The 25,503-nt window shown below is 47.5% G+C and carries 23 protein-coding genes; 9 read left to right on the forward strand and 14 right to left on the reverse strand.

The genetic code is table 11. The features are described 5' to 3' along the window. Positions 1 to 19 precede the first annotated feature (19 nt). The gene (locus tag H8K36_RS03900) at positions 20 to 988 is read left to right on the forward strand and encodes an SDR family NAD(P)-dependent oxidoreductase (RefSeq protein ID WP_186914992.1); all 969 of its coding nucleotides are present in this window, start codon (positions 20 to 22) and stop codon (positions 986 to 988) included. 32 nt (positions 989 to 1,020) lie between these two features. Here the strand turns inward: H8K36_RS03900 and H8K36_RS03905 are convergent, their stop codons facing one another. After that, on the reverse strand, positions 1,021 to 2,322 hold the full coding sequence (locus tag H8K36_RS03905; RefSeq protein WP_186914991.1) for an ABC transporter ATP-binding protein: 1,302 nt from the start codon (positions 2,320 to 2,322) through the stop codon (positions 1,021 to 1,023). A 93-nt stretch (positions 2,323 to 2,415) separates the two neighbouring features. Further along, the gene (locus tag H8K36_RS03910; protein WP_186914990.1) at positions 2,416 to 4,149 is read right to left on the reverse strand and encodes an ABC transporter permease; all 1,734 of its coding nucleotides are present in this window, start codon (positions 4,147 to 4,149) and stop codon (positions 2,416 to 2,418) included. Positions 4,150 to 4,698: 549 nt separating this feature from the next. Between H8K36_RS03910 and H8K36_RS03915 the strand changes: the two genes are divergently transcribed. Further along, entirely contained in the window at positions 4,699 to 5,928 is a 1,230-nt protein-coding gene (locus H8K36_RS03915) for a sensor histidine kinase (RefSeq protein ID WP_186914989.1), read from the forward strand. Here H8K36_RS03915 and H8K36_RS03920 read toward each other — a convergent pair. The 12 genes from H8K36_RS03920 to H8K36_RS03975 form a co-directional block, all read right to left on the reverse strand. Next, positions 5,925 to 7,391, reverse strand: coding sequence for a DNA recombination protein RmuC (locus H8K36_RS03920; RefSeq protein WP_186914988.1), 1,467 nt, complete (start codon positions 7,389 to 7,391; stop codon positions 5,925 to 5,927). The genes H8K36_RS03915 and H8K36_RS03920 overlap by 4 nt on opposite strands. 89 nt (positions 7,392 to 7,480) lie before the next feature. Beyond that, complete coding sequence (locus tag H8K36_RS03925; protein WP_186914987.1) at positions 7,481 to 7,882, reverse strand: group II truncated hemoglobin; 402 nt, start codon at positions 7,880 to 7,882, stop codon at positions 7,481 to 7,483. A gap of 31 nt (positions 7,883 to 7,913) precedes the next feature. Beyond that, positions 7,914 to 8,135, reverse strand: coding sequence for a hypothetical protein (locus H8K36_RS03930; protein ID WP_186914986.1), 222 nt, complete (start codon positions 8,133 to 8,135; stop codon positions 7,914 to 7,916). Positions 8,136 to 8,177: 42 nt separating this feature from the next. Beyond that, positions 8,178 to 10,694, reverse strand: coding sequence for an ABC transporter permease (locus H8K36_RS03935; protein ID WP_186914985.1), 2,517 nt, complete (start codon positions 10,692 to 10,694; stop codon positions 8,178 to 8,180). An 82-nt stretch (positions 10,695 to 10,776) separates the two neighbouring features. Beyond that, on the reverse strand, positions 10,777 to 12,015 hold the full coding sequence (locus H8K36_RS03940; RefSeq protein WP_186914984.1) for a cystathionine gamma-synthase family protein: 1,239 nt from the start codon (positions 12,013 to 12,015) through the stop codon (positions 10,777 to 10,779). 351 nt (positions 12,016 to 12,366) lie between these two features. Next, entirely contained in the window at positions 12,367 to 13,491 is a 1,125-nt protein-coding gene (locus H8K36_RS03945; protein ID WP_186914983.1) for a hypothetical protein, read from the reverse strand. A gap of 26 nt (positions 13,492 to 13,517) precedes the next feature. Continuing rightward, positions 13,518 to 14,054 carry a hypothetical protein gene (locus H8K36_RS03950; RefSeq protein ID WP_186914982.1) on the reverse strand — a complete coding sequence of 179 codons (537 nt, stop codon included), beginning with the start codon at positions 14,052 to 14,054 and terminating at the stop codon, positions 13,518 to 13,520. A 46-nt stretch (positions 14,055 to 14,100) separates the two neighbouring features. Further along, on the reverse strand, positions 14,101 to 14,688 hold the full coding sequence (locus H8K36_RS03955) for an RNA polymerase sigma factor (RefSeq protein WP_186914981.1): 588 nt from the start codon (positions 14,686 to 14,688) through the stop codon (positions 14,101 to 14,103). A gap of 126 nt (positions 14,689 to 14,814) precedes the next feature. Continuing rightward, positions 14,815 to 15,351, reverse strand: a complete 537-nt coding sequence (locus tag H8K36_RS03960; RefSeq protein ID WP_186914980.1) for a hypothetical protein — start codon at positions 15,349 to 15,351, stop codon at positions 14,815 to 14,817. Between the two features lie 102 nt (positions 15,352 to 15,453). Next, positions 15,454 to 16,329 carry an alpha/beta fold hydrolase gene (locus tag H8K36_RS03965; protein WP_186914979.1) on the reverse strand — a complete coding sequence of 292 codons (876 nt, stop codon included), beginning with the start codon at positions 16,327 to 16,329 and terminating at the stop codon, positions 15,454 to 15,456. A gap of 183 nt (positions 16,330 to 16,512) precedes the next feature. Beyond that, on the reverse strand, positions 16,513 to 17,493 hold the full coding sequence (locus tag H8K36_RS03970) for a flagella assembly protein FlgT middle domain-containing protein (protein WP_186914978.1): 981 nt from the start codon (positions 17,491 to 17,493) through the stop codon (positions 16,513 to 16,515). A gap of 147 nt (positions 17,494 to 17,640) precedes the next feature. Continuing rightward, positions 17,641 to 18,513, reverse strand: coding sequence for a ferritin-like domain-containing protein (locus H8K36_RS03975; RefSeq protein WP_186914977.1), 873 nt, complete (start codon positions 18,511 to 18,513; stop codon positions 17,641 to 17,643). Positions 18,514 to 18,566: 53 nt separating this feature from the next. Here H8K36_RS03975 and H8K36_RS03980 point away from each other — a divergent pair, with 53 nt between their 5' ends. From H8K36_RS03980 to H8K36_RS04010, 7 genes are all read left to right on the forward strand, one after another. Beyond that, positions 18,567 to 19,091 (forward strand): gamma carbonic anhydrase family protein, encoded by a 525-nt coding sequence (locus H8K36_RS03980; RefSeq protein ID WP_186914976.1) that lies wholly within the window; start codon positions 18,567 to 18,569, stop codon positions 19,089 to 19,091. A gap of 51 nt (positions 19,092 to 19,142) precedes the next feature. Further along, positions 19,143 to 20,069 carry an Hsp33 family molecular chaperone HslO gene (gene hslO, locus H8K36_RS03985; protein WP_186914975.1) on the forward strand — a complete coding sequence of 309 codons (927 nt, stop codon included), beginning with the start codon at positions 19,143 to 19,145 and terminating at the stop codon, positions 20,067 to 20,069. Between the two features lie 55 nt (positions 20,070 to 20,124). Next, positions 20,125 to 21,012 carry a substrate-binding periplasmic protein gene (locus H8K36_RS03990; protein ID WP_186914974.1) on the forward strand — a complete coding sequence of 296 codons (888 nt, stop codon included), beginning with the start codon at positions 20,125 to 20,127 and terminating at the stop codon, positions 21,010 to 21,012. Between the two features lie 205 nt (positions 21,013 to 21,217). Then, entirely contained in the window at positions 21,218 to 22,450 is a 1,233-nt protein-coding gene (locus H8K36_RS03995; protein ID WP_186914973.1) for an efflux RND transporter periplasmic adaptor subunit, read from the forward strand. Further along, a complete protein-coding gene (locus H8K36_RS04000; RefSeq protein ID WP_186914972.1) occupies positions 22,447 to 23,169 on the forward strand; it encodes an ABC transporter ATP-binding protein in 723 nt (240 codons plus the stop codon). Before H8K36_RS03995 ends, H8K36_RS04000 begins: the two co-directional genes overlap by 4 nt. 6 nt (positions 23,170 to 23,175) lie before the next feature. Next, a complete protein-coding gene (locus H8K36_RS04005; protein WP_186914971.1) occupies positions 23,176 to 24,333 on the forward strand; it encodes an ABC transporter permease in 1,158 nt (385 codons plus the stop codon). Next, positions 24,330 to 25,499, forward strand: a complete 1,170-nt coding sequence (locus H8K36_RS04010) for an ABC transporter permease (protein WP_186914970.1) — start codon at positions 24,330 to 24,332, stop codon at positions 25,497 to 25,499. Before H8K36_RS04005 ends, H8K36_RS04010 begins: the two co-directional genes overlap by 4 nt. The last annotated feature ends 4 nt before the right edge of the window (positions 25,500 to 25,503 follow it).

Consider the following 25,503-nt stretch of genomic DNA (forward strand, 5'->3'; position numbering starts at 1 on the left):
AAAAAGTAGAGGTCACATCATGATAATCTTAGTCTGTGGTGCACAAGGTTTTATCGGTAGGCATATTTGTCAGACATTAATCCAAGCCGGGCATCAGGTCCTGAGCGCGCAAAGGCAATGCGATGACGACGATCAAATTAGTTTAGATTTTGCTATTCCCGTTAGCATCGAACAATGGGAAAAACGTTTAAAGACCATACAACAAGTGCATGGAGGGCTTGATCTCATCATCAACGCTGTCGGCATCTTGAAACAAGACAAGAACCAAAGTTTTGCGGCAATACACGACGCTTCTCCACGTGCCATGTTTCAAGCCGCTGATAAGCTAGGTTTGCGCGGCATCGTACAAATCTCTGCGTTAGGACCCGCCGACGAACATCAAACACCAAAGCCACTGAGCGAATACTTACAAAGCAAACGCCGAGCCGATGCCAGCCTTAAACACCTGCATCTTCCTTATCTGATATTGCGGCCTTCATTAGTCGTCGGCGCAGATGGTGCAAGCAGCAAACTCTTTCGCACATTAGCGAGCCTGCCTTTGATCGCTTTACCAGGCGATGGAGAACAACAAATACAACCCGTTCACGTCGACGATATCTGCGCGGCTATTCAAATCTGGATCAGCAAGATTGAAGCGCATGAGCATACGCAGATCACACTCAATGCGGTAGGTCCAGAAGCGATGTCCTACCGAGACATGTTGCAACACTATCGCGACTTGATGGGCTTATCGCCAGCTTGGTTCATCTCTATGCCTATGTATTTGATGTGGCTATCCGCATGGTTTGCACAATTCTTACCTCAGCGCGTATTTGCCCCTGAAACGCTGCGTATGCTGTGTCAGCATAGTGTCGGCGATGTCCGAGCCTTCGCAAGCTTCTTGGGGCGTGATCCTGTTGGATTTGAACACTGGTTAAGAACGAGGTCCTCGATTAATTTCAAGTTCGCACCAGAAGATATGTCAGTGAAAGTCCAGAGCCCTCTTTAACTATTTGACGAAAACTCACTTGCGCATCTCTGCTAGTTTTCCTCTAATTCAGGCAGAGTCAAACGGCCGGTATGGTAATCATACTCATAAACTTCACCGTAGCGGCCCCATTCAATCGCAATCTCAAGCACACGTTTAGCTTCGTCTTCTTTCATAAACTCTTCTAACAGCTCAAGCAGGCGCGCTTCGGGCAGACTACCGTTAGCTTCAGTTTCAAGATTGCGCCGAATGTGTGCCGCTAAAGGTACATGCGTCAATAATTGTTGTCCGAACAGCTCTTGCTTATTCGCTTGGTCGGCCTCAACGTAACGCTGCCCGAGATTCGTCAAACTGATATCACCTTTTTCGATCACAGCTAAGCCCAAGAGACCCAAGGCTTCATAAGTCGGGAACAACTCCTCATCAGACAATTCTGCTTCTTCGGCCAATTGCGGCAAGTCAGCTCGCCCATTAAATGGCGTATCGGCCAAGAGATCGAGCACGCCCTCGATGCGACTAATATCGGTATCGGGCAAACGATATCCGAGATGGTGGGTAGCGCTATCACCCGCATTCGCCTCTTGTGGATGACGCATGGTCATCAAACCATACACTTCGTCAATCAAAGCTCTCACTTCGACAGACTCGACGTCGCGTGGACGTGGCAGATCAATCTTAACTTCACAGCGAACACGGCCAGGATCACTATCCAAAATAATAATGCGATCGGCCATCATCACAGCTTCCTCGATATTATGAGACACCACCAAGATCCCTTTCGTTGGGATACGGCTTTCTTCCCACAGTTCTAGCATATCGTTACGCAGGGTTTCACCTGTCAAGACATCGAGTGCCGAAAAGGCTTCGTCCATCAATAATACGTCTGGGTTCGTCACTAAAGCACGCGCAATACCGACGCGCTGCTTCATACCGCCAGACAGCTCTCGCGGTAGCGCACCGCCAAAACCCGCAAGGCCAATTAACTCAAGTACTTCATCGGCACGGCGCTCACGCTCGGCCGCTGGCACACCTTGCGCTTCCAAGCCGAGCTCTACATTTTGCTGCACGGTTAACCACGGAAATAAAGCAAACGATTGGAACACCATCGCGATTCCCGCGACTGGGCCAAAAATCGTTTTGTCGCGATAAGTCATATCACCATGATCAGCAGGAATCAATCCCGCCATGATGCGTAGCATGGTCGATTTTCCTGAACCAGATTTTCCCAGCAAGGCAACGATTTCGCCCTCTTTCAATTGGAAATTTACTTTATCTAGCACCAGGCGAGCAGTGCCATCGGCCGCCTTAAATGACTTGGCGACATTTTGTAGATCGATCAGATTTTTTTGTGTCATCTTGTTCTCCTCTAACAAAGTAGAACTCGCAAGCGATGCTCTACTTTGCGTTTGTTTCGTTTCATCTTTTTAGCTCAACGCAAGTTGTCGACTTCAACGACTGCGATCTTCGGCGAGCAAATATAATTTGCGCCAGAAAAAGCGATTTAATAGCATCACGAAAATACACATGACACCAATGCCCAAGGCGATACGATGAAAATCACCGGCCTCTGTCATTTGTTTAATGTAACTACCGAGCCCATCCGCAACCAAGGTGGTTTTGCCCCAAGTGACATATTCCGCGACGATACTTGCGTTCCATGAACCACCACTAGCAGTAATCGCACCAGTGATATAACTAGGGAAGACTGCGGGTAGGTAAACCCGTTTCCATTTCAGCCATCCTTTCAAACCCAAGTTATCTGCGGCCAAACGTAACTCGTTTGGAATCGATGCCGCGCCAGAAACAACGTTGAACAGGATGTACCATTGAGTTCCAAACACCATTAATGGACTAAGCCAGATGTTGGCATTGAGATTCCAGCTCACCATCGCAAACACGACAATCGGAAACATTAAGTTCACGGGAAAAGCAGCCAAGAATTGCGCCACCGCTTGCACTCGTTGCGAATACTGGGGGCGTAATCCTATCCACACAGAAACCGGTACCCACACCAAAGATGCCAAACCAATCAAGATCATGACGCGACACAAGGTGATCAATCCAAGCCAGATAACGTGGCCTACTTCGGCCCAACCGACATCACTATGTACGAAGACGATTAGGCGATACGCCGCAGCAACTGCAGCCACCACTAAAAACACATCCCACAGCTTGCCCCATAACGGAGACCGTCCGGTAGCGCGCGCTTTTTCGGATGTACCATCATAAGAAATACTGAACCACGATAATGCTTTCGCCATCAGTCGCCAAAGCTTTTGTGTCCAAGCGCGGAACCAAACACTATTGCGCATCCAATCGAGTAACCATGATTGCTGCGCAGTGTCTCCCTGTGATTCTTCGAAGCGAAACTTATCGGCCCATGCCAATAGTGGGCGAAAGAATAATTGGTCGTACAGGATAATCCCAGCCAGCATCGCCATGATGGCATAGGCGATCGCCATTCCATTTTTAGCTTCAATCGCCACGGCGATGTATGAGCCTATGCCTGGCAATTTAATATCTTGTCCAGCGACAGAAATTGCTTCCGCTGCCACCAAGAAAAACCAACCACCTGACATCGACATCATCATATTCCACAACAAACCTGGCATTGCAAACGGCAACTCCAAACGCCAAAAACGCTGCCAAGACGAGAGACGAAATATACGAGCCGCTTCGTTCAATTCCGAAGGTACATTGCGCATAGACTGATACAAACTAAAGGCCATATTCCAGGCCTGCGAAGTAAATATCGCGAAGATCGCCGCACATTCCACGCCGAGTAAATCGCCAGAAAATAAAGCGATAAAAGGTGCAATTGCAATTGCCTGAAAGCCCAAAATCGGTACCGATTGCAAGATATCAAGCATAGGAATCATGAGCTTCTCGGCTGCTGCATATTTGACCGCTACCGCGGCGAATACCAGACTAAACAGCAAAGAAAAAGCCAATGCAGTAAACATGCGCAGAATGGTGCGCAACAAGTAATACGGCAAATAACTCGGATCCAAAGAAATATCAAGAATTTCGCCCACCACAAATGGTCGGCTCATCTGCATCGCGGCAAACGCAAAGGCCGCTAGCATCGCCAGAACGATAGGAAGTAAGGCCCAATCCCAGCGATTGGGTCCTTTGGTTTGCAAAGCCGTTATCGACTTTTGCGGATTAAATAATTCAAGCATAGAGCCTCCCCGATCCTAACTGGATCAAGATACGAGTTCGCCTGACTGCAGTGCAGCGTCATCCACGTCTATTCAAACAAGAACGTATGAGAGACGCCAACAACGCAAGGCTGCCGTCAACAACAAAAATGAGAGGGTAAGTAGAAAGCACTTAGAAAAAAATCTAAGGCAAAGATACTACTCGCCAAGAAATGGCAAAGTAGCGATAGGAGATCTATGGTTACAGTGCCAGAATTAATCGACCAAAGGTCGACAACTATAACTATCCACAGTAAATCTCCAAAGAATGCTGAAGTGCGAAGGGTAACATAGTCAATGGTGCGGAGCAACAATCGGTGGCGCAAAACAGCTGGATGTTACGCTTTGAAACTTTTAATAAAAACAAGTTTTTCAAGCAATTTTTTATGCTTCAATCCTACATACGGAGGTCTCTGTAAAGAGATAAGACAAACTCCTGCTCGAAAAAACATCGAATCAGCGTTTGCGTCTTGTTGCTGTAATGAATCTGAATTAAGATTGTGAAATCAAAGTTGGTCATGAAAGCTGTCGATGGAAAAGCCCGTATTGGATGAAGATGAAGTATTGGTTGTTGAGGATATCGAGGAAATCATTGATCTCGGCATCAGTAACCCCAATGTCTGGCGGGTGTTGGTGGTCGATGATGATGCTGACATGCACCACGTCACGCGCCTCGTGCTCAGTGATTTCAAATTTCAAAATCGTCCCCTTGAACTGATTTCTGCCTACACCGGCAAAGAGGCCTACGATATCCTAGCCAAACCGAATGACATCGCTTTAGTTTTACTCGATGTGGTAATGGAAACCGAAGATGCCGGGCTTGTTCTCACTCGTCAGATTCGTGAACAACTCAAAAATCAGTTAGTTCGTATCGTTCTACGCACCGGCCAATCTGGCAAAGCACCCGAAACTGAAGTGGTAGCCGAGTACGATATCAACGATTACAAAGACAAATCTGAACTGACCGTACAAAAGTTACGCACCACCGTCATTTCATCTTTACGCGCTTACAGTAATTTGCTAGAGATGCACCAAAATCTCAAACAACGCGAATCACACGATCAAGTGCAAAGTGAATATGTATCGACGGTCAACCACGAATTACGCACGCCGCTTACGTCAATTCACGGCGCACTCGGATTGCTGGCCAGTGAGACACTTGTAGCATTACCACCGACGGCACGCAATTTAGTAAAAGTCGCCCTGCGCAATTCTGAACGTCTCAGCAATTTGCTAAGCGACATTATTGACGTGGAAAAGATTGCCTCTGGAACTCTATCACTTGATTTACAAAGAGTAGATTTAGTTGGGCTGAGTAAGATATGTTTGAGCGACAATGAGATATTCGCGACTCAAAAACAAATACGCTACGTTCTAGCAGATCCAGTCGTTCCAATCTGGGTCATGGTCGATGCTAACCGCGTCCAACAAATTTTCGCAAACTTACTTTCAAACGCCGTACGCTTCTCACCCCAAGCGAGCGAGATTCAGATCCGGCTACTAGAGCAAGGCGATTACGTACGCGTTGAAATTCAAGATTTCGGGACAGGCATTCCTGCCGCCTATCATCCCAATATCTTCCATCGTTTTGCTCAAACTTCTGCTGGTGATAGTCGTCCTCAAAAAGGCACAGGATTAGGCTTAAGTATATGCAAGGCCTTAGTGCAGTTAATGGACGGCGAAATCGGATTTGAATCAGTGGAACATCAGGGTTCCACCTTCTGGTTCACACTCCCCATTTTCGGGAAGATTGACGACTAACTATCTTCATCGATATTGACATCATCCATGCCGAGCAAGCTTTGCGCCTGCTCGCTAGGTAGCGCTTCCACTAGTTTCAACTTGCGTGTCATTTGACGACTACGGGTCTCAGCTTTATCGATATTATCCGCGGCCTTCTGCAATGCATTCTTCGTCGCCGCCAAGACGTCACCAAACTTACCAAACTCTGTCTTCACCGCGCCCAAAACTTGCCACACTTCGGATGAACGTTTTTCTAGAACCAGTGTACGGAAGCCCATCTGCAAACTATTAAGAAGTGCGGACAAAGTCGATGGGCCAGAAATAGATACACGGAAATTGCGTTGCAACTCGTCCGCGAGTCCGGGACGTCGCATCACTTCTGCATAAAGACCTTCGGTCGGCAGAAATAAAATAGCAAAATCTGTCGTTAATGGTGGGGATAAATACTTCTCTGCAATAGTCTTGGCTTCGCCGCGTATCGCACGTTCTAGCTCTTTCCCAGCTTGCGCCACACCCTCTGCGTCTGCGCGTTCAGCCGCATCAAGCAAGCGTTCGTATTGCTCTTTCGGGAATTTGGCGTCAATTGGCATCCAAACGGGTGCTTTGTCATCGTCTTTGCCGGGCAACTTGATCGCAAACTCAACTCGTTCGCCACTACCAGGTACAGTCTCGACATTCTTGGCGTATTGGTCGGGTGTCAGCATTTGTTCTAACACCATTTCCAATTGCACCTCACCCCAAGTGCCACGTGTTTTTACGTTAGTTAACACCCGTTTTAAGTCGCCGACACCAATGGCCAATTGCTGCATCTCTCCTAGGCCTTGATGCACTTTTTCCAAACGATCTGACACTTGTTTGAAAGACTCACCCAAACGCTGTTCTAAAGTGGCGTGTAATTTCTCATCGACCGTTTTGCGCATTTCCTCTAACTTGCTTGCATTCTCTGCTTGCAACTGCTGAATTTTTTGTTCCAATGTGGAGCGAATCTCACTCATGCGCAAAGCGTTAGATTCAGTCAAATTATTTAAGGTTTGATTTAAGGTATCAGCAAAAGCCTTGAGACTTGCACCCTGCTCTTCGCGCGCCGTTTGGCTTTGCTGAACCAAGGCCTGCCGCATATTTTCGAGCTGCAAAGCGTTGGTTTCATTGAGCTTCACCAATTGCTGAGAAAAGGCATCAATTTGATTATTTTGTAGGGTGGCGACGCTAGTCAATTGCGCAGCTAAGTTCTGTTGAAACTGTGAGAAATTTCCTCCCAACTCTTGACGTGTCGCTTGTGCCGTCGAGAGGACTTGCTCGCGTAAAGACCGCTCACTGCGTTCTTGCACCTGCTGTTGTTGTTCATGATTCTGTTGCAGTTGATTCTGCAACAGCTGAACTTGCGCATCTGCTTGCTTGTCACCTTTGCGCAGCAGCACGAACAATTGCAAGACGATACTAATGGCAACAGCGATCAGTAAAATAATTTCGAATACAGTCATAGTTTTCTAATGGATGTTATTTGATGTAATACATGCTTTTGCAAATGTCTGCCAGGCCAATCCTTCGATAAAAATAGGGGGCAGTTAAATTACTCCGCCTTATTTCTCATCCAATCGGCTGTCTGCAGAAACGAATGCATTAAGTGCTCTTGTAGCTGTTCTTCTATATTGACATCTTGCATGGCCCACGCCATACATCTAAGCCATTGATCCCGTTCTGAAACACCTATAGCGTAAGGCAAATGACGAGCTCGGAGACGAGGATGTCCAAACTGCTCGATATACAAATTTGGCCCGCCCATCCAACCAGACAAAAACCAAAACAATTTATCACGTGAACCTTCATTCGGCTGCGGATGCATGGCGTGAATACCTGCGAATTCTGGCTCGAGTTGCATTAAGTCATAAAAACGATCGACTAACTCCCGCAACTTTTCTGCTCCACCAATGAGCTCATACAAATTGGACTGTTCCTCATCACCACTATTCATTCACGTCTACTTTCTTCTTTTATCTTTACCATTACTCTTGTTCTTGTTTTCTTTGACGAACAAGATTCAATCTCAAGCCTACAAGCAAGGTCACCAATCCAACGCCAAAGCTTATGCCTATTACATACTTTTGCACATAAACAGATAGAGCAAACCAAGTCGGAATTGACCATGTCGTTAACTGCAAAATGACCCAACAAGCAAATGCAACGATGAGTAATGCGGCGATCCCTACGAACATTTGTTTTTTCATTGAAGTTCTCTTGTTGATATTTTAGGTTTTAGAGAAACCGGTTCAAGCATTCCGCAAGCTCAATAATGGTGGCTGGTTCAATACATTACGTAAACCCAACCATCCGCCTATCATGGCGCAAAGTGCGCCGACGACGATTCCCGCCAACCACACCATCGGTGAAAAGGTCCAAGCGAACTTGAATGCAAATGTCGCCAAGACCCAACCAATCGCGCTAGCACCAGCCGCTGCAAATAGTCCTGCTAGACTGCCGACCAAAATAAACTCCACCCATTGCGCATGGGATAGTTGGGAACGCGTTGCCCCCAGTGCTCTTAATAATGCAGCTTCTCGCATACGCAGGTCTTGCGAGCCCGCGAGCGCTGCATACAATACCAAGACGCCTGATGTTAATGTAAATAAGAACAAAAATTCGACGGCAGTGATTACTTGATCCAAAACATCCTGCAATTGCTTAACGATAGCGCCGACATCCATCACTGTTAAGTTCGGGAAGTCGCGCGTCAATTGACTTGGAAATTGTTTCTGATCTTCTGGCACGCGGAAAGCGGTGATGAAAGTCTGCGGCATGTCGCGCATTGCTTTGGGATTAATGACGACAAAGAAATTCACACGCATAGAACCCCAGTCTAATTTCCGCAAACTGGTGATTCGTGCTGTCACTTTTTGTCCGGCAATGTCGAAAGTCATACGATCACCGAGCTTCAACTTCAGGTTCTTTGCCAGGCCTTCTTCCACTGAGGCCTCGGGCTCAGTGGCTTTATCGTCGTCGTACCATTCTCCCGCTACGACCTTATTCAAGTCAGGCAGAGCTTTCATCGTCGACAAATTAAATTCGCGCTCGACTAAAGAATTAGCGCGTTCGTCTTGGTAAGATTTCGGCGTCAACACTTGATCGTTCACTTGTATCAAACGTCCGCGAATCATTGGATAGACTTCCGGGCTCGCAAAATTCTTGAGACGATTTTCGATACTTGCTTTTTGATCGGGTTGTATATTGATAATGAAATGATTAGGCGCATCAGCCGGTGTCGATTTTTTCCATGCAGAGATTAAATCACCACGAACCACGGTCAATAATAACAAGGCCATCAAACCCAAGGCCAATGCTACAACCTGAGTAACTGTAGCGCCTGGGCGACGTTGTAAAGCAGTAATCGCAAAACGCCAAGCTGCACCGCTAAATAAAGTGCGGAAGCGCTTGAGTAAAGAAATCGCCGACCATGCGATTAAGGCAAAAAGTCCCATGCCGACCAAGAATCCAGCGGCAACCATCAGACCAACTTTAACATCTCCGGTTTGCCACAGCAGTAGACCAATAAACATCGCCAATCCAGAACCATAGCTCAATAACACCGAGACCTGGGGCGCATCTTGTTCACGGCGAATTACGCGATTATGAGGAACATTGCGCAACTGCAGAATCGGTGGCATTGCGAAGCCCAGCAGCAGCAACATACCAATCGCCAGGCCCTGCAACGCGGGAAGTAAGGTGGCCGAAGGTAAATCATTGGCGACTAACTTCCCAAGCCATTCAAGTAATACGTAATGGCCAGCGAAACCCAAAGCGACACCAGCCAAACTGCCGAGCACGCCGAGCAAAACAAACTCCCACAAATACATCGCTGTCACTTGATTCTGCGTCAAACCTAAGCAACGTAGCATGGCGCACGCGTCGATGTGGCGCAGCATGAAACGTCGCGCGGCCATTGCGATTGCTACCGCCGATAGCATTGCAGACAAAATACTAACCATGCTCAGAAACTGCTCTGCGCGTTCAAGCGTCGTCTTTAGTTGCTCATTGCCATTTTCGATAGTCTCAATTCGCGTGCCCTTCAGTTTTTTGTCAGCAATATCCTTCTCCAAAAACTCTTGAAAAGCAGCAATAGCCCTTTTATCTCCAGCCAAAAGAAAACGATAAGTTGCTCGTGACCCATCTTGAATCAACTTAGTCGCAGGCAAGTCATCGAGAGCGATCATGACCCGTGGCGCAAAGCCAAGAAAGCCTGATCCACGATCAGGTTCAGATGCAATACTCGCGGCCAGTTCAAATTTTTGGTCACCGAGCGTAACGGTATCGCCTAATTTTGCATTCAAGCTCGGTAAGAGTGCAGGGTCGACCCATGCTGTCGCTGTTTTCGGCACACCATGGGCTGCTAATTCTTTTTTCCCCTTAGGATCAGGAGCATCACTCTCAAGTTTGAGCACACCACGCAAAGGATAAGCTGCACTCACCGCTTTGATAGTCACTAGTTTTGCAGTCGTATTATCGCCTTCGCCGGCAATCGCCATGCTTGGAAACACCACTGTTTCAGCGACTTGCAGGCCACGTTGATGCGCTTCATTCTTCCAATCTACGCTTATCTCTTTGGTGGAACTAACCAATAGATCTGAGGCCAATACCTGACTGGCATCACGTGTGAGTCCGGCACGCATGCGGTCGACAAAGAAACCGACCGAACTCAAAGATGCGACTGCGACCATCAAGGCAATCAGTAAAAAACGCAATTCGCCCGATCGCCAATCACGTTGTGTCATTTTCAATGCAAGAGAAAACATAAGTTCCTTTACTGATTCAGCTTTACTCATCAGCCTTTTAAGCATGCCACGCAATAAACCTGCGCCCGACACCGATTGAAGACTAACCAAGTGCTGCTCGAAAATCATTCACGATATCGGCCGTATCTTCTATACCAACTGAAACTCGGATTAAAGAGTCGTTGATCCCCATTTCAGCCCTGCGTGCTGGCCCCATCTCGAAGAAGATGGTGTGTGCGACTGGAATTACAAGGGTGCGAGTATCGCCCAAATGCGTGGCATTGATCGCCAACTTCAAACGATTCAAATAATCAAAACAGTCGATCTCGGGCTTTAGTTCAAAGCTAAACAAAGCGCCATAGGCTAGAAATAGCTCACTCGCTAAGGCATGCTGCGGATGAGAAGGCAAACCCGGGTAATGAACCACCGAAACTCGCTCATCCGCCTCTAACATCTGCGCCAAGGCCAACGCGTTTGCACTTTCACGTGCCATCCGCAAGGCCAAGGTCTCTGCACCAACCGCGATTTGATGTGCGGCATCTGGGGACAAAGAAGCACCAAAATCGCGTAAAGCTTTTGCTCTCAGTTGTGCCATCCCTTGCGCTACGGGTGCCTGTTTGCGGAAATTGGCGGCGATATGTGGGTAATGACTCCAGTCAAACAATCCAGTATCAGTAATCGCCCCTCCCAATACGTTGCCATGCCCTGCAATCGACTTCGTCAATGAATTAATCACTAAGCCAGCACCTACAGCCTTCGGGCGGAACAAATAAGGGGAAGTCATCGTGTTATCAACGACATACAAAATACCGCGCTCTCGGCAAAGTTCACCAATGCGTTTTAAGTCTGCAATCTGTGTCCGTGGATTGGCGATCGTTTCAACGAAGACGATCCGCGTGTTTTCACGTAAAGCCGCTTCAACATTCGCCACGTCGGTTGCATCCACTAAGGACAAGTCTATGCCTTGCTCGGAACAGGTCTGCCAAACACTATTGGTATTGCCGAATAAGAACCCCGACGAAACAATATGATCACCTTGGCGCAATAAACCTTGAAACACGGCGCCAATAGCAGCCATGCCGGTTGCGAAGCAAATACTGGCGACACCCTCTTCCATTTTGCTTATCTTGTCTTCTAATGCCGATACCGTAGGATTACCTTGACGGCCATAGCGATAACCATTTTGCTTTCCCTGAAAAACTTCAGCAAGATCACGAGCATCTTTATAGCCATAGGTAACTGAAGTATGGACTGGTTTATGCGGTGAACCGTGTTCGATCTCTTTTTGACGATCATTGTGCAAAATGGTGGTGGTGAATCCGTAACGAGGTGATGTACTCATTTTTAATAGGTAAAAAGCAAATAGCGAAAGATGAAAAGTACCAAAATTTCTACAAGCCTAGAGTTTAACTCAGATTTTCGAATCCTAGTTCCAACGACCAGTGGCCGCGCCTTTGATCGATTGTTTAGGACAAGCTAGACTAAAAGCTAACCTAATGGCAATTTACTTTGGCCAACTCGTAGATCAACGCCAGAGAACAAAAAAAAGCGAATCATCTTTTCAGACAATTCGCTTTCAAAAGTGGCATCGATTGAAAATAGATGCCGACTGGTCTCACAAATCCACGCGGTAGTACTCACTAGCAAACAAAAAACAATCCATGATCATTCGCCGACGAAGGCGAATGTATGGCTACTTCTTTTCAATCTTCTCATTCGATTCTTTAATAATCACTTTCATCTCTTTCGCTAAATCACGCACTTTATAGTCGGCAGGAATCGCGAATAAGCTAGAAGGAACCTCATCGCGCTTAAGATTCGTCAAACGGTAGATGCGTTCACCTGAGCGAGGATCACTATGTTTTGAATACACAATCAATTGCAGTTCGGGTGAGGTCCAGATCTCGTCGCTCACCACAATCGCTTGCGCATTCCCTACTTCCCCAGCAGGAATTTCATAACTCGTAAGCTTACCCTCGGCTTTCACCCCTTCTATCTCTTTTGTACCTAGTGTCTTACTCTGTTTCTTGGCAGCCCATTTGCTATCCGAGAATAAACGCATGAATGCGCCATCGGGCCCGTTTGCGAGCATCCCCATCGCCGGCCCCGCCTCCGGTCCACGCACATCAATCGTAATCCCTTTCGCCCCACCAGCAGCCATTGGCATTTCGCCATCCGCATGACCTATACGCTTGATCACAATATTTTTTTCACCGGCTTTTGCTTCACCAACGACAGTGCGAACTTCGATGTTTTCACCACCTTCTTTAGTTTTACGAATGGTTTCTACATTGATTTCTTTAATTCCACCACTAGGCATACCCTTGCCCATCTGAGAACGATCAGGCATTTTGGTCGCAGTCTTTGCGCGCGGATTCAAGGTCATCACTGAGCCTGTCGGATCAACGATGGCAATATCAATTATTTCACCTTTGCTATTGCGTGTTTCCCGACGTGTTTTTCCTTGGCTATCACGTGCATTAAACATCGTCGTTTTATTGGAAATGACATTGCCATCGGCGAGTTTTTGAATCGTTTCTATACTAAATTCAGCGGAAAATGGCGCATTTTTGATGGTCTCACCTGCAGCAATAAAATGCATATTGCCATTTGACGTAATCATCGTCGCATGTTCGGGCATCTTGCCATCCATCTTGGCCATTTGACCTTCACTGTCAACAACCATGACGTGAGTACGAATCTCTGTCTTCTTTGCTGTTTGTGCATCGTCTGGATCAGTAAAACCATTGGCACCCGCATTGACGCTCAACACTGCCATCGCCACGAACACTGCACTACTTATTTGCTTCAATTTCATCTTGAACTCCTCCTGTTATTGTTGATTCATTTCAAACTAGCTGGCACGAACCTGACCGCGAGAGGTTGATCATTCGCACCGAATAACATTTCTGCCGTTGAACTACCGCCGATCTGATCAGCACTGACACTAATTCCCATACTTGCCAACATAGCGTGCGGTACTTCGGCTTGCACAATGCGCATATTTTCTTGCAAGGCGATTGCTTCACCACTTCCAAGTGCAATGAAAGGAATATCCTCACGTACCAAACTATCAACCGTACCGGTATCTGATGCTGGAGCCCAGGCATCGTGCCCAAGTCGTCCCGTCTGTATGCTCACACTCATCACCAGCACGGCAACTGCAGCGGCACTTGCGAACTGCCAATAGGCGTCAGCTATCCTCTTGTACCAGGGTAGAGGTTGATGTTTTTGCGCAAAGCAAGCCAGTAATTCTTGTTCGACTCGCGCCGGTGTTTGCAACTGACCCATGCTCTGACGTAAGGCCTGCATCGGCGGCTTTAACACTGCGTCAACTTGCTCTGGACTTTTTGCTTGTGTATGCATTTCTAATTCATTCATATTTACTTCTGATTAGAATATTCATTTTGTACTTTGTTTTCTCAGACTAAGCGCTACGCGCCAGACTCGGTTGCCAGTCAGAAAGCCGTTGCGCCAGCGTTTGACGAGCTCGCGACAAACGTGACCGCACTGTACCTACGTTGATCTGGCAGATCTGCGCAATCTCAAGATAACTCAGCTCTTGAATCTCAAATAAAATCAATACGTCACGATAATGCGGTGACAAAGCAGCGATAGCGATACGCAGTTCTTCCGCCATTTCATCATGCAATAGACGCTGTAAAGGGCTAGGGTGTTCACAGATAACTTCATCTTCAGTCTCGTTATCCTGATTAGACTGGTCTCTACTTTCAAAACGTCGATCTTGTACATCAATCTTGAGCGCCAAGTTACGAATCACACCAAACAAGAAAAATTGCAATTGCCCAAGGCCGGGATCAAATCGATATTGACCTTGCACCAAACCCATAAACACTTCTTGCACCAAATCTGCGGCGACAGCTTCTGAGCCGCTGCGCAACAGCGCGTAGCGATACAACGGTGCTTGATACCGACGGTAAAGCACGGTAAATGCCTGCGCATCGCCCATTCGCATCTGTCTTAACAAATCATGATCTGCCGCCAAATCTGCCATGTCTTCTTATTTTTTATCTCTGTCGAGTATCTTTGCTCTTATTTGTATTCCATCGGACAGCACAAAAAGTTCCAGCTTTTTTTAAAAAAACCTGGAACATATTATTTTTAGGGGAGGATGAATTGATTAAGGCTGGCTTGTCGGTTCAAGGCAAGCAGGATTTTTACTGCCAAGACCACATTTCAATTGGGGATTGGTCGCTAAGTAATCGGCAGCCAAGCGATCTGCTTCCGCGTTTTCTTCAGTGGTCAACGTAAAGTAGCCGCGCCCTACTTTCCAGCCATAGGCCCACCGATAAGTAGTGAACAGGTAAGGGCCCCCACCAACGCGCACGCCTTCGTACATCATATTCGCTAGGAAAGGATTTTTGGTCGCTTTTTGAACGCAATCTTTCAACGCAAGATCCGCTTGGCGCCTTTGTTCAGCGGTGCCACCACGCCAGTAGGCTAAATCATGGGCAACACAACAACTACACCAATCAGCCTTCGAAATATAAGAACGGTCTGGAAACATACTGCAGCCATCCGTCGTAAAGGGCTGCAAACCAGCGTCAAATGCGCTCAGTCCGGCACAACCACTACAAAGAACCGCAGCAATTAATGAAGGAACATGAGACAAAAAGCGAGGTAATTGTGTTTGGAGATAAGGAATCGGTCTTGGCATGGAGTCGGTGATGTGCAATAAAAAAAGGCGCCCAACTAGTATGCTGGTTGCGCCTCATTTTATCAATCTCTTAAATCAGCATGCCAAATGTCGATTGAGAACCTACGCTAAGAACTCCTCAATCAGCTTAGCTAAGACTTCTGGCTGATCATGATGCAACATATGCCCTGCATCCATCACAATTTCGGTGCGCATATTGGGGATGAACTTCATGCGTCTATCAATTTCTGCACGCGCCTCTTCTTTTGAACCAATCATGCGCCAGATATCTGTGTCATTTGCTTCCACCCAAAAAACTGGAGCAGAAATGTTCTGCCAGCATTGCAGAACTTCGTCGACATGGTATAGCAATGGGGAAGAATTTTTATGCGCAGGATCTGCCAATAATTCCCATTCACCGTTAGGATTTTCCTTGGCCCAGTTTTGCGCCAGAAATGCTGCACGATCATCGCGCAAACGCGGGTTGGTTTTTTGTAGACGTGCAGCCACTTCCTCTGCACTCGCATATGGGCGCAAAGTCGGCACTTGGCGTAGCTCTTCGAGCCACTTACGATAGCGTCCCGGCGCTTGCTTCGCTTGCGTCATCGGCATACCGAAGCCTTCCAAGTTAATCAATTTTGCGATACGTTCAGGACGCACACCTGCATAAATCATGGCGATATTTCCACCCATGCTATGACCTAACAGGTTTACAGGCTGTTCTGGCGAAAAATGCTCCAAGATTGCGTCTAAATCTGCGACGTAATCAGGGAACCAATAGCTTTCCACTTTAGGATATTCCGTCAATCCAAATCCACGCCAATCGGGCGCGATAATGTGCCAATCTTTGGCCAAGCAATCGACTACAAACTGAAAAGAAGCAGCAACGTCCATCCAGCCATGAACCATCACCAACAAAGGCGCATCGGGATTACCCCAGTGGCGAAAGTGCATATTCAATCCGCGAAGGGCGACAAACTCAGAGCGACTTGGTTTCATAATGTTGACCTAAAGATAAAAATAGAACGACCGTTCGATAATTATACTCGATCAGAGAAATTTTGCTGCAAGTGAACAAAATTATTGGGAAACGGGGGCAGAAATTTATAAAGAGATTAATTTTTCTACACTAAAGACTGGCTCTAGCCTACAACGACATAGGAAAAATCATCGCCAGCGAGATCAACGAGGGGCATCAAAACGCACGTAATCACCGACTTTAACTTTGATCGTATCAACTTGCACTAAGGTCTGCATCTCTCCCACCGCAAACGGATATTGGGTTTGAACGATTCTTATTTGTCCCATACTTGCCTGTGGAATTCCATATTGCAAGGGGCGTGCCTGCTGTGCAGTCAAGCCGATTACAGGTAACTGATCAAAATCAGAGACAACTAAGCCAGGGTCTCCGGCCACTAGATTCGAACTGACCCCAGCATCGAAGATCAATTGTTTGTCCTGAATTTTGATGATCTTTGCCATCATAGGGAATGGTGCCAGGTCTTTGCGTATCCATGCGACAGATTCCTCTAGAACTTCATCTAAGGCTTTGCCAAAGCTCGTCGCGTAAAACGCGACACTACCGAAGGCTTTGTCACGCCCTACAGGTGTGTCGTCTTCGGCAGGTCTGTAGAGATGGTGTCGCGATAGAAATGCTCCGCTGATACCATCGTAAATGGCAAATTCAATTTCGATGTGGCGTTTGCGTGTTTCCCACAAGCCCCAATACTTCTTATCGCTACGTACGCCCGCGTTTCTAACTTCCCCTGCGATGACAAACTGCGCATCATTGTCGGCCGCCACTTGACGTACCAACTGTGCAGTCGGAGCTTCTTGCTGGTAGTCGAATGACAGTAAATTCTTTGATTGGCGTACCAAATAGGCACCTGAACGCTCTAATCTACTCAACATTTCTCGAGGGATACCTTGCGCAATGTCGTCCATGTCTTGCACTTGGGTTGGTGAGCTCACCGCGAAACCCGTAATCACGATTTTTTTCTTAAGAACTCGCTCAGCCACAGGCATGCTTGGCTTTGGTTTAGAGAAGAAACTACACGAGCTTAAGCCTAGGCAAAGGATTGCCAGCAACAACGACATCATCGCAATGCGCGCTAATTTGCCTTGGCGTACTTTAAAAAATCCACGATTTAGCATCATGCTCATGTCTCTCGTCTGTTGTTCACGACCACTTTATCCAATACTGCTTAGGATACATTGTCGAATAAACGAAACGCTTTCAAAGACGAGAAAAAGCATGTCTATCGCCTTCAATTCAAAACGAAAGACATCTGGTTCAGTGTCTCGCGGGCGTCAACTGATCTTCATCGCCAGCAATTCAGCTTCTGTAAAACCAGCCGCCAAGCGCGCTTGCACATTGAATGGTGCACGTAATTGTGGCGCACGGAATCGCAAGGCCAATTCAGAAAATGTCTGGATAGGTTCAAGTTTTCTGTCTGCACACAAATAGGCAAACCAACGATTACCAATGGCGACGTGCCCAATCTCATCCCGCAAAATAATATCGAGAATTTCTGCCCCAGCCTGGTCGCCCGTTTGAGCGATTTTGGCACGCAAGGCTGGTGTCGCATCGAGGCCGCGCGCCTCCATCGTCCGGGGCACGAGAGCCATGCGCCACAACACATCATCCTGTGTTCTCTCTGCTAACTCCCACAAACTATTATGCGCGGGGAAATCACCATACTGAAAACCCATACTCTGTAAATGTTGATCTAGCAGGCTAAAGTGATACGCCTCTTCTTGCGCTACTTGCAGCCAATCCTCGTAATAGGCTTGTGGCATATCAGTAAAGCGCCATACTGCATCTAGAGCAAGGTTGATCGCGTTAAATTCGATATGCGCTAGCGCATGGATCAAGGTCGCCCTTCCCTCAACGGTATTCATTGCGCGGCGCTTGACCGACAAGGGGGGAACTAGTTCAGGTTTATCGGGGCGCCCGGGTATAGCCAGGCCCGACACAATGGGATTCTTCGTATTGAGCGTCAGTTCTCCAGCGACCCACTCTCGACGCAAGACGGTTGCCGCTTCGGCTTTACGTCGGGGATCAGCTTCTGCCAACACTAACAAAGCTCGCTCCCGCAGGTCTGATTGACGAAAAGAGATGCCGTTTTCTTGCGAAATTATGTTTTTACTATTGGAATTTTCTTGAAACTTCGTGGAATTCATGGAGGAGCGGTAAAATGACGTTTACAAACAAACCTCTATTTTACGGAATAAACATGGCTATTTATCAGTTGGGCGAGATTTCTCCTGAAATAGATGCAAGTGCCTATATTACCGACAGCGCCAACGTTATCGGCAAAGTGAAGATTGATGCCAATGCCAGCATTTGGTTCGAATCCACCCTACGTGGCGACAATGAACTGATCCATATTGGCGAAAACAGCAACATTCAAGAGTCTTGTGTTTTACACACAGACCCAGGGTTTCCGTTAAGCGTGGGCAAAGGTGTAACAGTCGGACACCAAGCCATGCTGCATGGCTGTACCATCGGCGACGGCTCGCTGGTTGGTATCCAGGCAGTCATTTTGAATGGCGCGAAGATCGGTAAGAACTGTCTGGTCGGCGCTGGAGCCTTAGTCACTGAAGGCAAAGTATTCCCTGACAATTGTTTGATCGTTGGCAGTCCGGCCAAAGTCGTTCGCGAATTAACACCCGAAGCGATCGCTGGATTACAAGCCAATGCTAATAACTATGTCAAACGCGGACAAGAGTTCAAAGCCAAGCTCAAGCGCATCGCTTGAAAAAAATACCTCAAGCCCTCATTTTAAGAATTTAGAAACACAGGAAAACACGTGAAAGATCAATTACAGAAATTTATGTTCGAACATGCTGGTGTGCGTGGTGAACTCGTCGAGTTGCCACAAACTTGGCAAGAAATTTTATCGCATCAAGCCTATCCCAAAGCAGTCAAAACCATTTTAGGTGAACTGTTAGCAGCATCAGCTTTACTTAGCGCCAATCTGAAATTTAATGGCACTATGATTATGCAGATTCATGGCGATGGGCCGGTGCGATTGTTAGTTGTCGAATGCGATGCAGCACTACGTTTACGGGCAACCGCAAAACTGGCGCCAGATGCGGTGATTGACGATAACGCGACATTAACTGAACTAGTGCACAGCAATGGTCAAGGACGATTCGTCATCACGCTCGACCCCAACGATAAGCTACCTGGCCAGCAAGCCTACCAAGGTATCGTCCCTCTCGACGGAGAATCTATTGCGACGGTTATCGAAAACTATATGATGCGTTCAGAACAGCTAGACACAAAGCTATGGCTTGCAGCAGACGATCACGTGGCGCGCGGTTTACTTTTACAAAAACTGCCAGAACATGGTGGTACTGGCGCCACTATCGACGAAGATGCAGATGTTTGGAATCGTGCAGTCATGCTGGGCAGCACTTTGAAGCAAACAGAATTACTCGACACGGATATCCAAACTTTGATGACACGACTATTCTGGGAAGAAACCATTCGTGTGTTTGATCCGCAATTCCCTACGTTTCATTGCAACTGCACCAGGGAAAAAGTCGGCAATATGCTCAAGATGCTAGGTGAAGCAGAAATCCAAGCAGCTGTCACTGAATTGAGCGCTCTTGATATTAATTGCGATTTTTGCGGCAAACATTACAGTTTTGATCAAGTCGATTGTAAACAATTATTCTCAACCGAAAGTCTAGTTGACGGCACCATTGTGGCAAATCAGGTCAAACACTAAACCCCGCATCATCAAAACGCTTGCCAATAACATGACCTTCCAATAGGCTAGTGGCATGCAAATTTTCGGCATTCAAAAACGAGAGCAGCTGCACAAACGCAAGGCCAACATCATTACCCTGATCTTGGTCTTGTTGTGCTGGGCGATTGCATTTTTACCAAGCTCCGCCAAGGCGAATGAAAGCGACTATGAGTGCGGTCAAATCCAAGTTGCGCTCCTTGAAGTGGGCACATTATTTTACAAGCTTCCCGACGGTCGTTTTTCTGGCATCGACAAAGATATCCTCGATGCCTTAAGCCTGCGCACCAACTGCCAATTCAAAATTCGTATTGAGTCGCAGGCAAGGCTCTGGGCGCAAATGCGTGAAGGTAGTCTAGACATGTCTACTTCGGGGATTAAGACCGCTGAACGTGAGAAATGGGCGGCATCGATCCCCTATTTTTCTGCACGTAACTATGCCTTACTCAACAGCGCCCTATCTACACAAGAGCAAACAGCACAGGGATTTATAGCCAACAAAAATCTCAAAGTTGCAGTAATAAAGGGTTTTCAACACGGCAAACGTTATAACGAATTTATCGACACCTTAGCAAAACAAGGCCGCATCTATGAAGTTGCTGATTTCGCGTCTCTATTGAAATTATTCAACGCCAAACGAGTGCAATGCATTTTTCTCATTCCCACTAGCTATCTAGATCTCTCGCGTCAGAAAAATTTACCAGACAATGCCGTCTTACGTGATTGGTATCCAAGCGATGCCTTTATCGCTGGTTTGTATTTATCCAAATCGAAAGTTTCCACGAAAACGGTACAACTTCTGCAGAACACCATGAGTGCCATGCAAGCCGATGGTAGCCTAGAACGAATTTTTTCCCGCTACGTGGGGGATAAACTAGCAAAAGAAATGATGCTCGATACTGGCCCAACCACAATCACACAATAAGCCGACTCTGTGCGGTACCGCCCATAAAAATCTCTGCTCGCGCGCTTCCTTGGCAAATTTCTCAACAAGAACCTAGATTGATGATTCGCAATCAATCGAGAATACGCGCAGCCGACAGCAATGGTAAGATAATAGTTAGTGTTACCATTTCCTGTATGGCTTTACACCAGCAGACTTTCATTGACCGCCTAACGATAGCAAACAAATGACAGACTCCTCCACCAATAGCAATACCGGTAGCAGCAATGCGCTGAAGCAGCTCAAAATTGATCGTACTGCACCGCAATTCACAAAGAAAAAGAATTGGGGCTTATGGACTGCGATAGCTGTCAGTATCGTCGCCGCCACTGGCATCGCGTTAAAGCCACGTGCTATTGAAGTTCAAACTACTTCCGTAGTCACCTCCTACCCTTCGCAGCAATACGCGCAGCTCACAGCTTCTGGCTATGTGGTTGCACAACGCCGAGCCGCGGTCGCGAGTAAAGCAACGGGTCGCCTGATTTGGTTGAACGTGCGCGAAGGTAGTCAAGTGAAGCAAGGCGAAATCATTGCCCGCTTAGATGCAAGCGACGTGCAAGCAGCGATGGCTGCGGTACAAGCTAGTATCCGCCAAGCAGAAGCTGGCGTTGCACAAAGCAACGTCGAACTCGTCAACGCCGAATCCGATCTCAAACGCAGCCAAGGCTTGAACGCACAAGGATTTATCTCGGCTCAAGCGATGGAAGCAGCTCAAAAACGTGTGAACGCCGCCAAGGCCGCGATGGCCTCAGCACAAGCGAATGTCGCAGTCGCAAAGTCGCAATTGAAGGTACAACAAGTCAATCAAGATTTCACCGAAATTCGCGCTCCTTTTGATGGCATCGTTTTGGTCAAGAACGCCAACATCGGAGACATTATCACGCCGTTCTCCAGCGCCGCAGGCGCACAAGGTGCGGTGGTGACGATGGCAGATATGACGACATTGGAAGTCGAAGCGGACGTCTCTGAAAGTAATCTCGCAAAAGCAAAAATTGGTCTACCAGTTGAAATTACACTCGATGCTTTGCCGGATATGCGTTTCCGTGGCAATGTGGCCGGTATCGTTCCAACGGTCGATCGAGCCAAAGCGACTGTTATGACTAAGATCCGCTTCGAAAAACTCGACCCACGCATCCTTCCAGAAATGAGTGCGAAGGTGACCATTCTGTCTCAAGCTGCAACCGATGCCGATCAAAAACCGGTGCTTACTATCAACCCTAAAGCGCTTGTAGAACGCCAAGGTAAGAAGCTCGTCTTCCGCATTAAGGACGATACAGTGGAGGCGATCAATGTGACTCCTTCTAGCAAAATCGGTGACAATCTTGAGATCACGGGCGAGCTCAAGTCTGGCGACAAATTAGTACTCAACCCTGACACTAAACTCGAAGCCGGCAAAAAAGTGACGGTGGCAAGCAAATGACGCAGCCACCAGTCATTCGCATTCGGAATTTGAGTAAAACCTACTATCGCGGTGGGCAGGCGATACACGTCCTCGAAGGTGTTGATCTTGATATCGACCATTCAGAGTTCTTAGCTTTAATGGGGCCATCTGGCTCCGGCAAAAGTACCTTGCTCAATCTTATCGCGGGTATCGACAAGCCGAGTGGAGGCACAATAGAAATTCGTGGAGTCAACATTGCCAACCTCAACGAGGCACAACTGGCTGATTGGCGGGCATCGAACGTAGGTTTCATTTTTCAGTTTTATAATTTGATGCCAGTACTAACAGCATTTGAAAACGTCGAACTGCCTCTGTTGCTGACCAATCTCACTCGTTCGCAACGCAAAGCACACGTCCAAGCAGCGCTAGAAATGGTCAAACTTGGCGATCGCATGGACCATTACCCTAACGAGCTTTCAGGCGGTCAACAGCAAAGGGTCGCGATTGCGCGTGCGCTAGTCACCGACCCCACCCTGATTGTGGCCGACGAGCCGACCGGAGATCTTGATCGCCATACCGCAGAAGAGGTTTTAGATTTGTTAGATCAACTCCAGCGAGATCTTGGCAAGACCATCATTATGGTGACGCATGATCCCAAAGCCGCCGCCCGAGCGGGCCGTATGGTGCACCTGGAAAAAGGTGTCTTGGTGCCAGAGGTAGGCATCGATGATGTACGCAAACCAGCTGAACAACTTTAGTCGACCATGTTTCTGTTTCGTCTACTCCTCAAAAACGCATTTCGGCATCGCCTACGCACCTTACTGACCATGGTCGGTTTAGTGGTAGCGATCTGCGCTTTTGGCTTGTTACGAACCATCATTGATGCGTGGTATGCTGGGGTTGAAGGAACCTCCAGCGTGCGACTGGTAACGCGTAACTCTATCTCTCTAACATTTCCACTTCCGTTAAATTATGCGGAACGTTTGCGCAATGTTGATGGAGTTACAGGCGTAAGTTGGTCTAACTGGTTTGGCGGCGTCTATATCACCGAACGCAATTTCTTTCCCCAATTTGCAGTGGAACCAGCAAGCTATTTAGCCTTATATCCAGAATATGTATTGAAAGACGAAGAAAAAAAAGCCTTCCTCTTGGATCGTCAAGGCTGCATCGTTGGTCGCAAACTCGCGAATCAATACGGATGGAAGGTCGGCGATCAAATTCCCTTACGTGGCACGATTTTCCCAGGAACATGGACCTTCACCCTGCGCGGCATCTGGGATGGCGCCGACGCCAAGACCGACGAGTCGCAATTACTCTTTCACTGGCAACTGTTAGCTGAGACCAATAAAAAACGGCTGAAGCGAAGCGCCGACTATGTTGGTGTTTATATTGTCAGGATTAACGAACCTAATAACGCTCCTATCGTATCTGAGCGTATCGATCAACAATTTAAAAATTCGCTAGCAGAGACCCTGACCGAAACCGAGAAGGCATTTCAGCTAGGTTTTGTCTCGATGAGTGAAGCCATCTTGGTGGCGGTCAACGCCGTCAGTTACGTCATTATCATTATCATTATGGCGGTGATGGCCAATACCATGAGTATGACAGCGCGTGAGCGCCTAGCTGAATACGCCACTCTTAAGGCCTTAGGGTTCTCGCCAGGCTTTGTGGTGAAGCTCTTGTTTGGAGAGAGTCTGGTCATCGCTTTCATTGGCGGAGGTGCTGGGCTCCTGCTCACGCTACCGATCGCGGCAGCATTTGCCAAGTCGGTAGGCTCATTATTCCCCGTTTTCGCGGTATCTGACACCACAATGATGTTGCAATTACTTGCGAGCTTAATTGTGGGAGTCGTCGCTGCTGCATGGCCAGCATGGAAAATGAGCCGAATTGACATCGTCAACGGCTTGAGGCATGTCGCATGAAGGCAATCCCACTTTCCTACGTTGCTAGAAACCTCTGGGTGCGACGTGTTACCACCCTGCTCACCGCAGGCGGTATGGCCCTCGTTGTTTTCGTTTTCACGGTAGTGTTAATGATGAGCGAAGGCATACGTGCCACTTTGGTGGCAACCGGACAAGTAGACAATTTTCTAGTTCTACGTAAAGGTGCGGGAGCGGAAATCAATAGCGGCATCAGCCGCGATCAAGCAGCGATTATTGAGAGTCTACCCGGTATCGCGAGTAATCGTGACGGCCAAGCCTTAGTCAGCAAAGAACCTGTAGTACTGAATAATTTACCCAAACGTAGCAACGGTAAACCGAGCAATGTCACAGTTCGTGGCACATCGGCTTTAGGTTTAGAACTGCGCCCTCAAGTGAAAATGGTAGAGGGCCGCATGTTCAGACCAGGCACATCAGAGATCGTTGCTGGTCGCGCCGTAGCGCAAGGCTTTCGTGGCACGGGACTCGGAGAAACCTTGCATTTCGCTCAGAGGGATTGGGTAGTTGTAGGTATTTTTGATTCCGGCAAAACAGGATTCGATAGCGAAATCTGGGGCGACAGCGAACAAATGATGGCTGCCTTCAGACGCAACGCTTATTCAACCATTGTATTTCGCCTCAGCGATCAAAGCGTTACACCGCAACTCAAGAAAGCTATCGATGATGACCCTCGCCTGCAAATCGATGCCAAACCTGAAATTCAATTTTACGCGGAACAAAGTGAAGCATTGGCAACCTTCATTCGCATCCTTGGATTGAGCCTTTCCATCATTTTTTCTATTGGTGCTATTGTCGGGGCCATGATTACCATGTTCGCCGCAGTCGCCCAGCGCGTGGGTGAAATTGGGACCTTACGGGCGCTCGGCTTTCGTCGAAATGCAATCTTGTTTGCGTTCTTACTTGAATCACTCTTACTTTCCTTGGTCGGTGGAGTGATAGGATTGCTTGCGGCCTCTTGGATGCAAACAGTCGATATCTCAACCACAAATTTTCAAACCTTTAGTGAACTCGCCTTTCAATTTAAAATGACCTTCGACATCATCATCAAGAGCATATTGTTTTCACTCTCAATGGGTTTTATCGGTGGCTTCATTCCAGCTTGGCGTGCCTCACGCAAGAAGATCGTTGATTGCTTACGTGAGTCCTAAGGAT

Origin of the sequence: Affinundibacterium nitidum, from assembly GCF_014284155.1 — a bacterium.
GTDB classification, from domain to species: Bacteria; Pseudomonadota; Gammaproteobacteria; order Burkholderiales; family Burkholderiaceae_D; genus Undibacterium; species Undibacterium nitidum.

What these genes read in the sequence shown, in the direction of transcription:
- H8K36_RS03965 (WP_186914979.1), bottom strand. Translation starts at nt 16,329, where the DNA reads ATGAAACCAAGTCGCTCTGAGTTTGTCGCCCTTCGCGGATTGAATATG.
- H8K36_RS03900 (WP_186914992.1), top strand. Translation starts at nt 20, where the DNA reads ATGATAATCTTAGTCTGTGGTGCACAAGGTTTTATCGGTAGGCATATT.
- H8K36_RS04000 (WP_186914972.1), top strand. Translation starts at nt 22,447, where the DNA reads ATGACGCAGCCACCAGTCATTCGCATTCGGAATTTGAGTAAAACCTAC.
- H8K36_RS03940 (WP_186914984.1), bottom strand. Translation starts at nt 12,015, where the DNA reads ATGAGTACATCACCTCGTTACGGATTCACCACCACCATTTTGCACAAT.
- H8K36_RS03975 (WP_186914977.1), bottom strand. Translation starts at nt 18,513, where the DNA reads ATGAATTCCACGAAGTTTCAAGAAAATTCCAATAGTAAAAACATAATT.
- H8K36_RS03960 (WP_186914980.1), bottom strand. Translation starts at nt 15,351, where the DNA reads ATGCCAAGACCGATTCCTTATCTCCAAACACAATTACCTCGCTTTTTG.
- H8K36_RS03995 (WP_186914973.1), top strand. Translation starts at nt 21,218, where the DNA reads ATGACAGACTCCTCCACCAATAGCAATACCGGTAGCAGCAATGCGCTG.
- H8K36_RS03945 (WP_186914983.1), bottom strand. Translation starts at nt 13,491, where the DNA reads ATGAAATTGAAGCAAATAAGTAGTGCAGTGTTCGTGGCGATGGCAGTG.
- H8K36_RS03955 (WP_186914981.1), bottom strand. Translation starts at nt 14,688, where the DNA reads ATGGCAGATTTGGCGGCAGATCATGATTTGTTAAGACAGATGCGAATG.
- H8K36_RS03905 (WP_186914991.1), bottom strand. Translation starts at nt 2,322, where the DNA reads ATGACACAAAAAAATCTGATCGATCTACAAAATGTCGCCAAGTCATTT.
- H8K36_RS03915 (WP_186914989.1), top strand. Translation starts at nt 4,699, where the DNA reads ATGGAAAAGCCCGTATTGGATGAAGATGAAGTATTGGTTGTTGAGGAT.
- H8K36_RS03990 (WP_186914974.1), top strand. Translation starts at nt 20,125, where the DNA reads ATGCAAATTTTCGGCATTCAAAAACGAGAGCAGCTGCACAAACGCAAG.
- H8K36_RS03910 (WP_186914990.1), bottom strand. Translation starts at nt 4,149, where the DNA reads ATGCTTGAATTATTTAATCCGCAAAAGTCGATAACGGCTTTGCAAACC.
- H8K36_RS03930 (WP_186914986.1), bottom strand. Translation starts at nt 8,135, where the DNA reads ATGAAAAAACAAATGTTCGTAGGGATCGCCGCATTACTCATCGTTGCA.
- H8K36_RS03950 (WP_186914982.1), bottom strand. Translation starts at nt 14,054, where the DNA reads ATGAATGAATTAGAAATGCATACACAAGCAAAAAGTCCAGAGCAAGTT.
- H8K36_RS03920 (WP_186914988.1), bottom strand. Translation starts at nt 7,391, where the DNA reads ATGACTGTATTCGAAATTATTTTACTGATCGCTGTTGCCATTAGTATC.
- H8K36_RS03925 (WP_186914987.1), bottom strand. Translation starts at nt 7,882, where the DNA reads ATGAATAGTGGTGATGAGGAACAGTCCAATTTGTATGAGCTCATTGGT.
- H8K36_RS04010 (WP_186914970.1), top strand. Translation starts at nt 24,330, where the DNA reads ATGAAGGCAATCCCACTTTCCTACGTTGCTAGAAACCTCTGGGTGCGA.
- H8K36_RS03935 (WP_186914985.1), bottom strand. Translation starts at nt 10,694, where the DNA reads ATGTTTTCTCTTGCATTGAAAATGACACAACGTGATTGGCGATCGGGC.
- H8K36_RS03970 (WP_186914978.1), bottom strand. Translation starts at nt 17,493, where the DNA reads ATGAGCATGATGCTAAATCGTGGATTTTTTAAAGTACGCCAAGGCAAA.
- H8K36_RS03980 (WP_186914976.1), top strand. Translation starts at nt 18,567, where the DNA reads ATGGCTATTTATCAGTTGGGCGAGATTTCTCCTGAAATAGATGCAAGT.
- H8K36_RS04005 (WP_186914971.1), top strand. Translation starts at nt 23,176, where the DNA reads ATGTTTCTGTTTCGTCTACTCCTCAAAAACGCATTTCGGCATCGCCTA.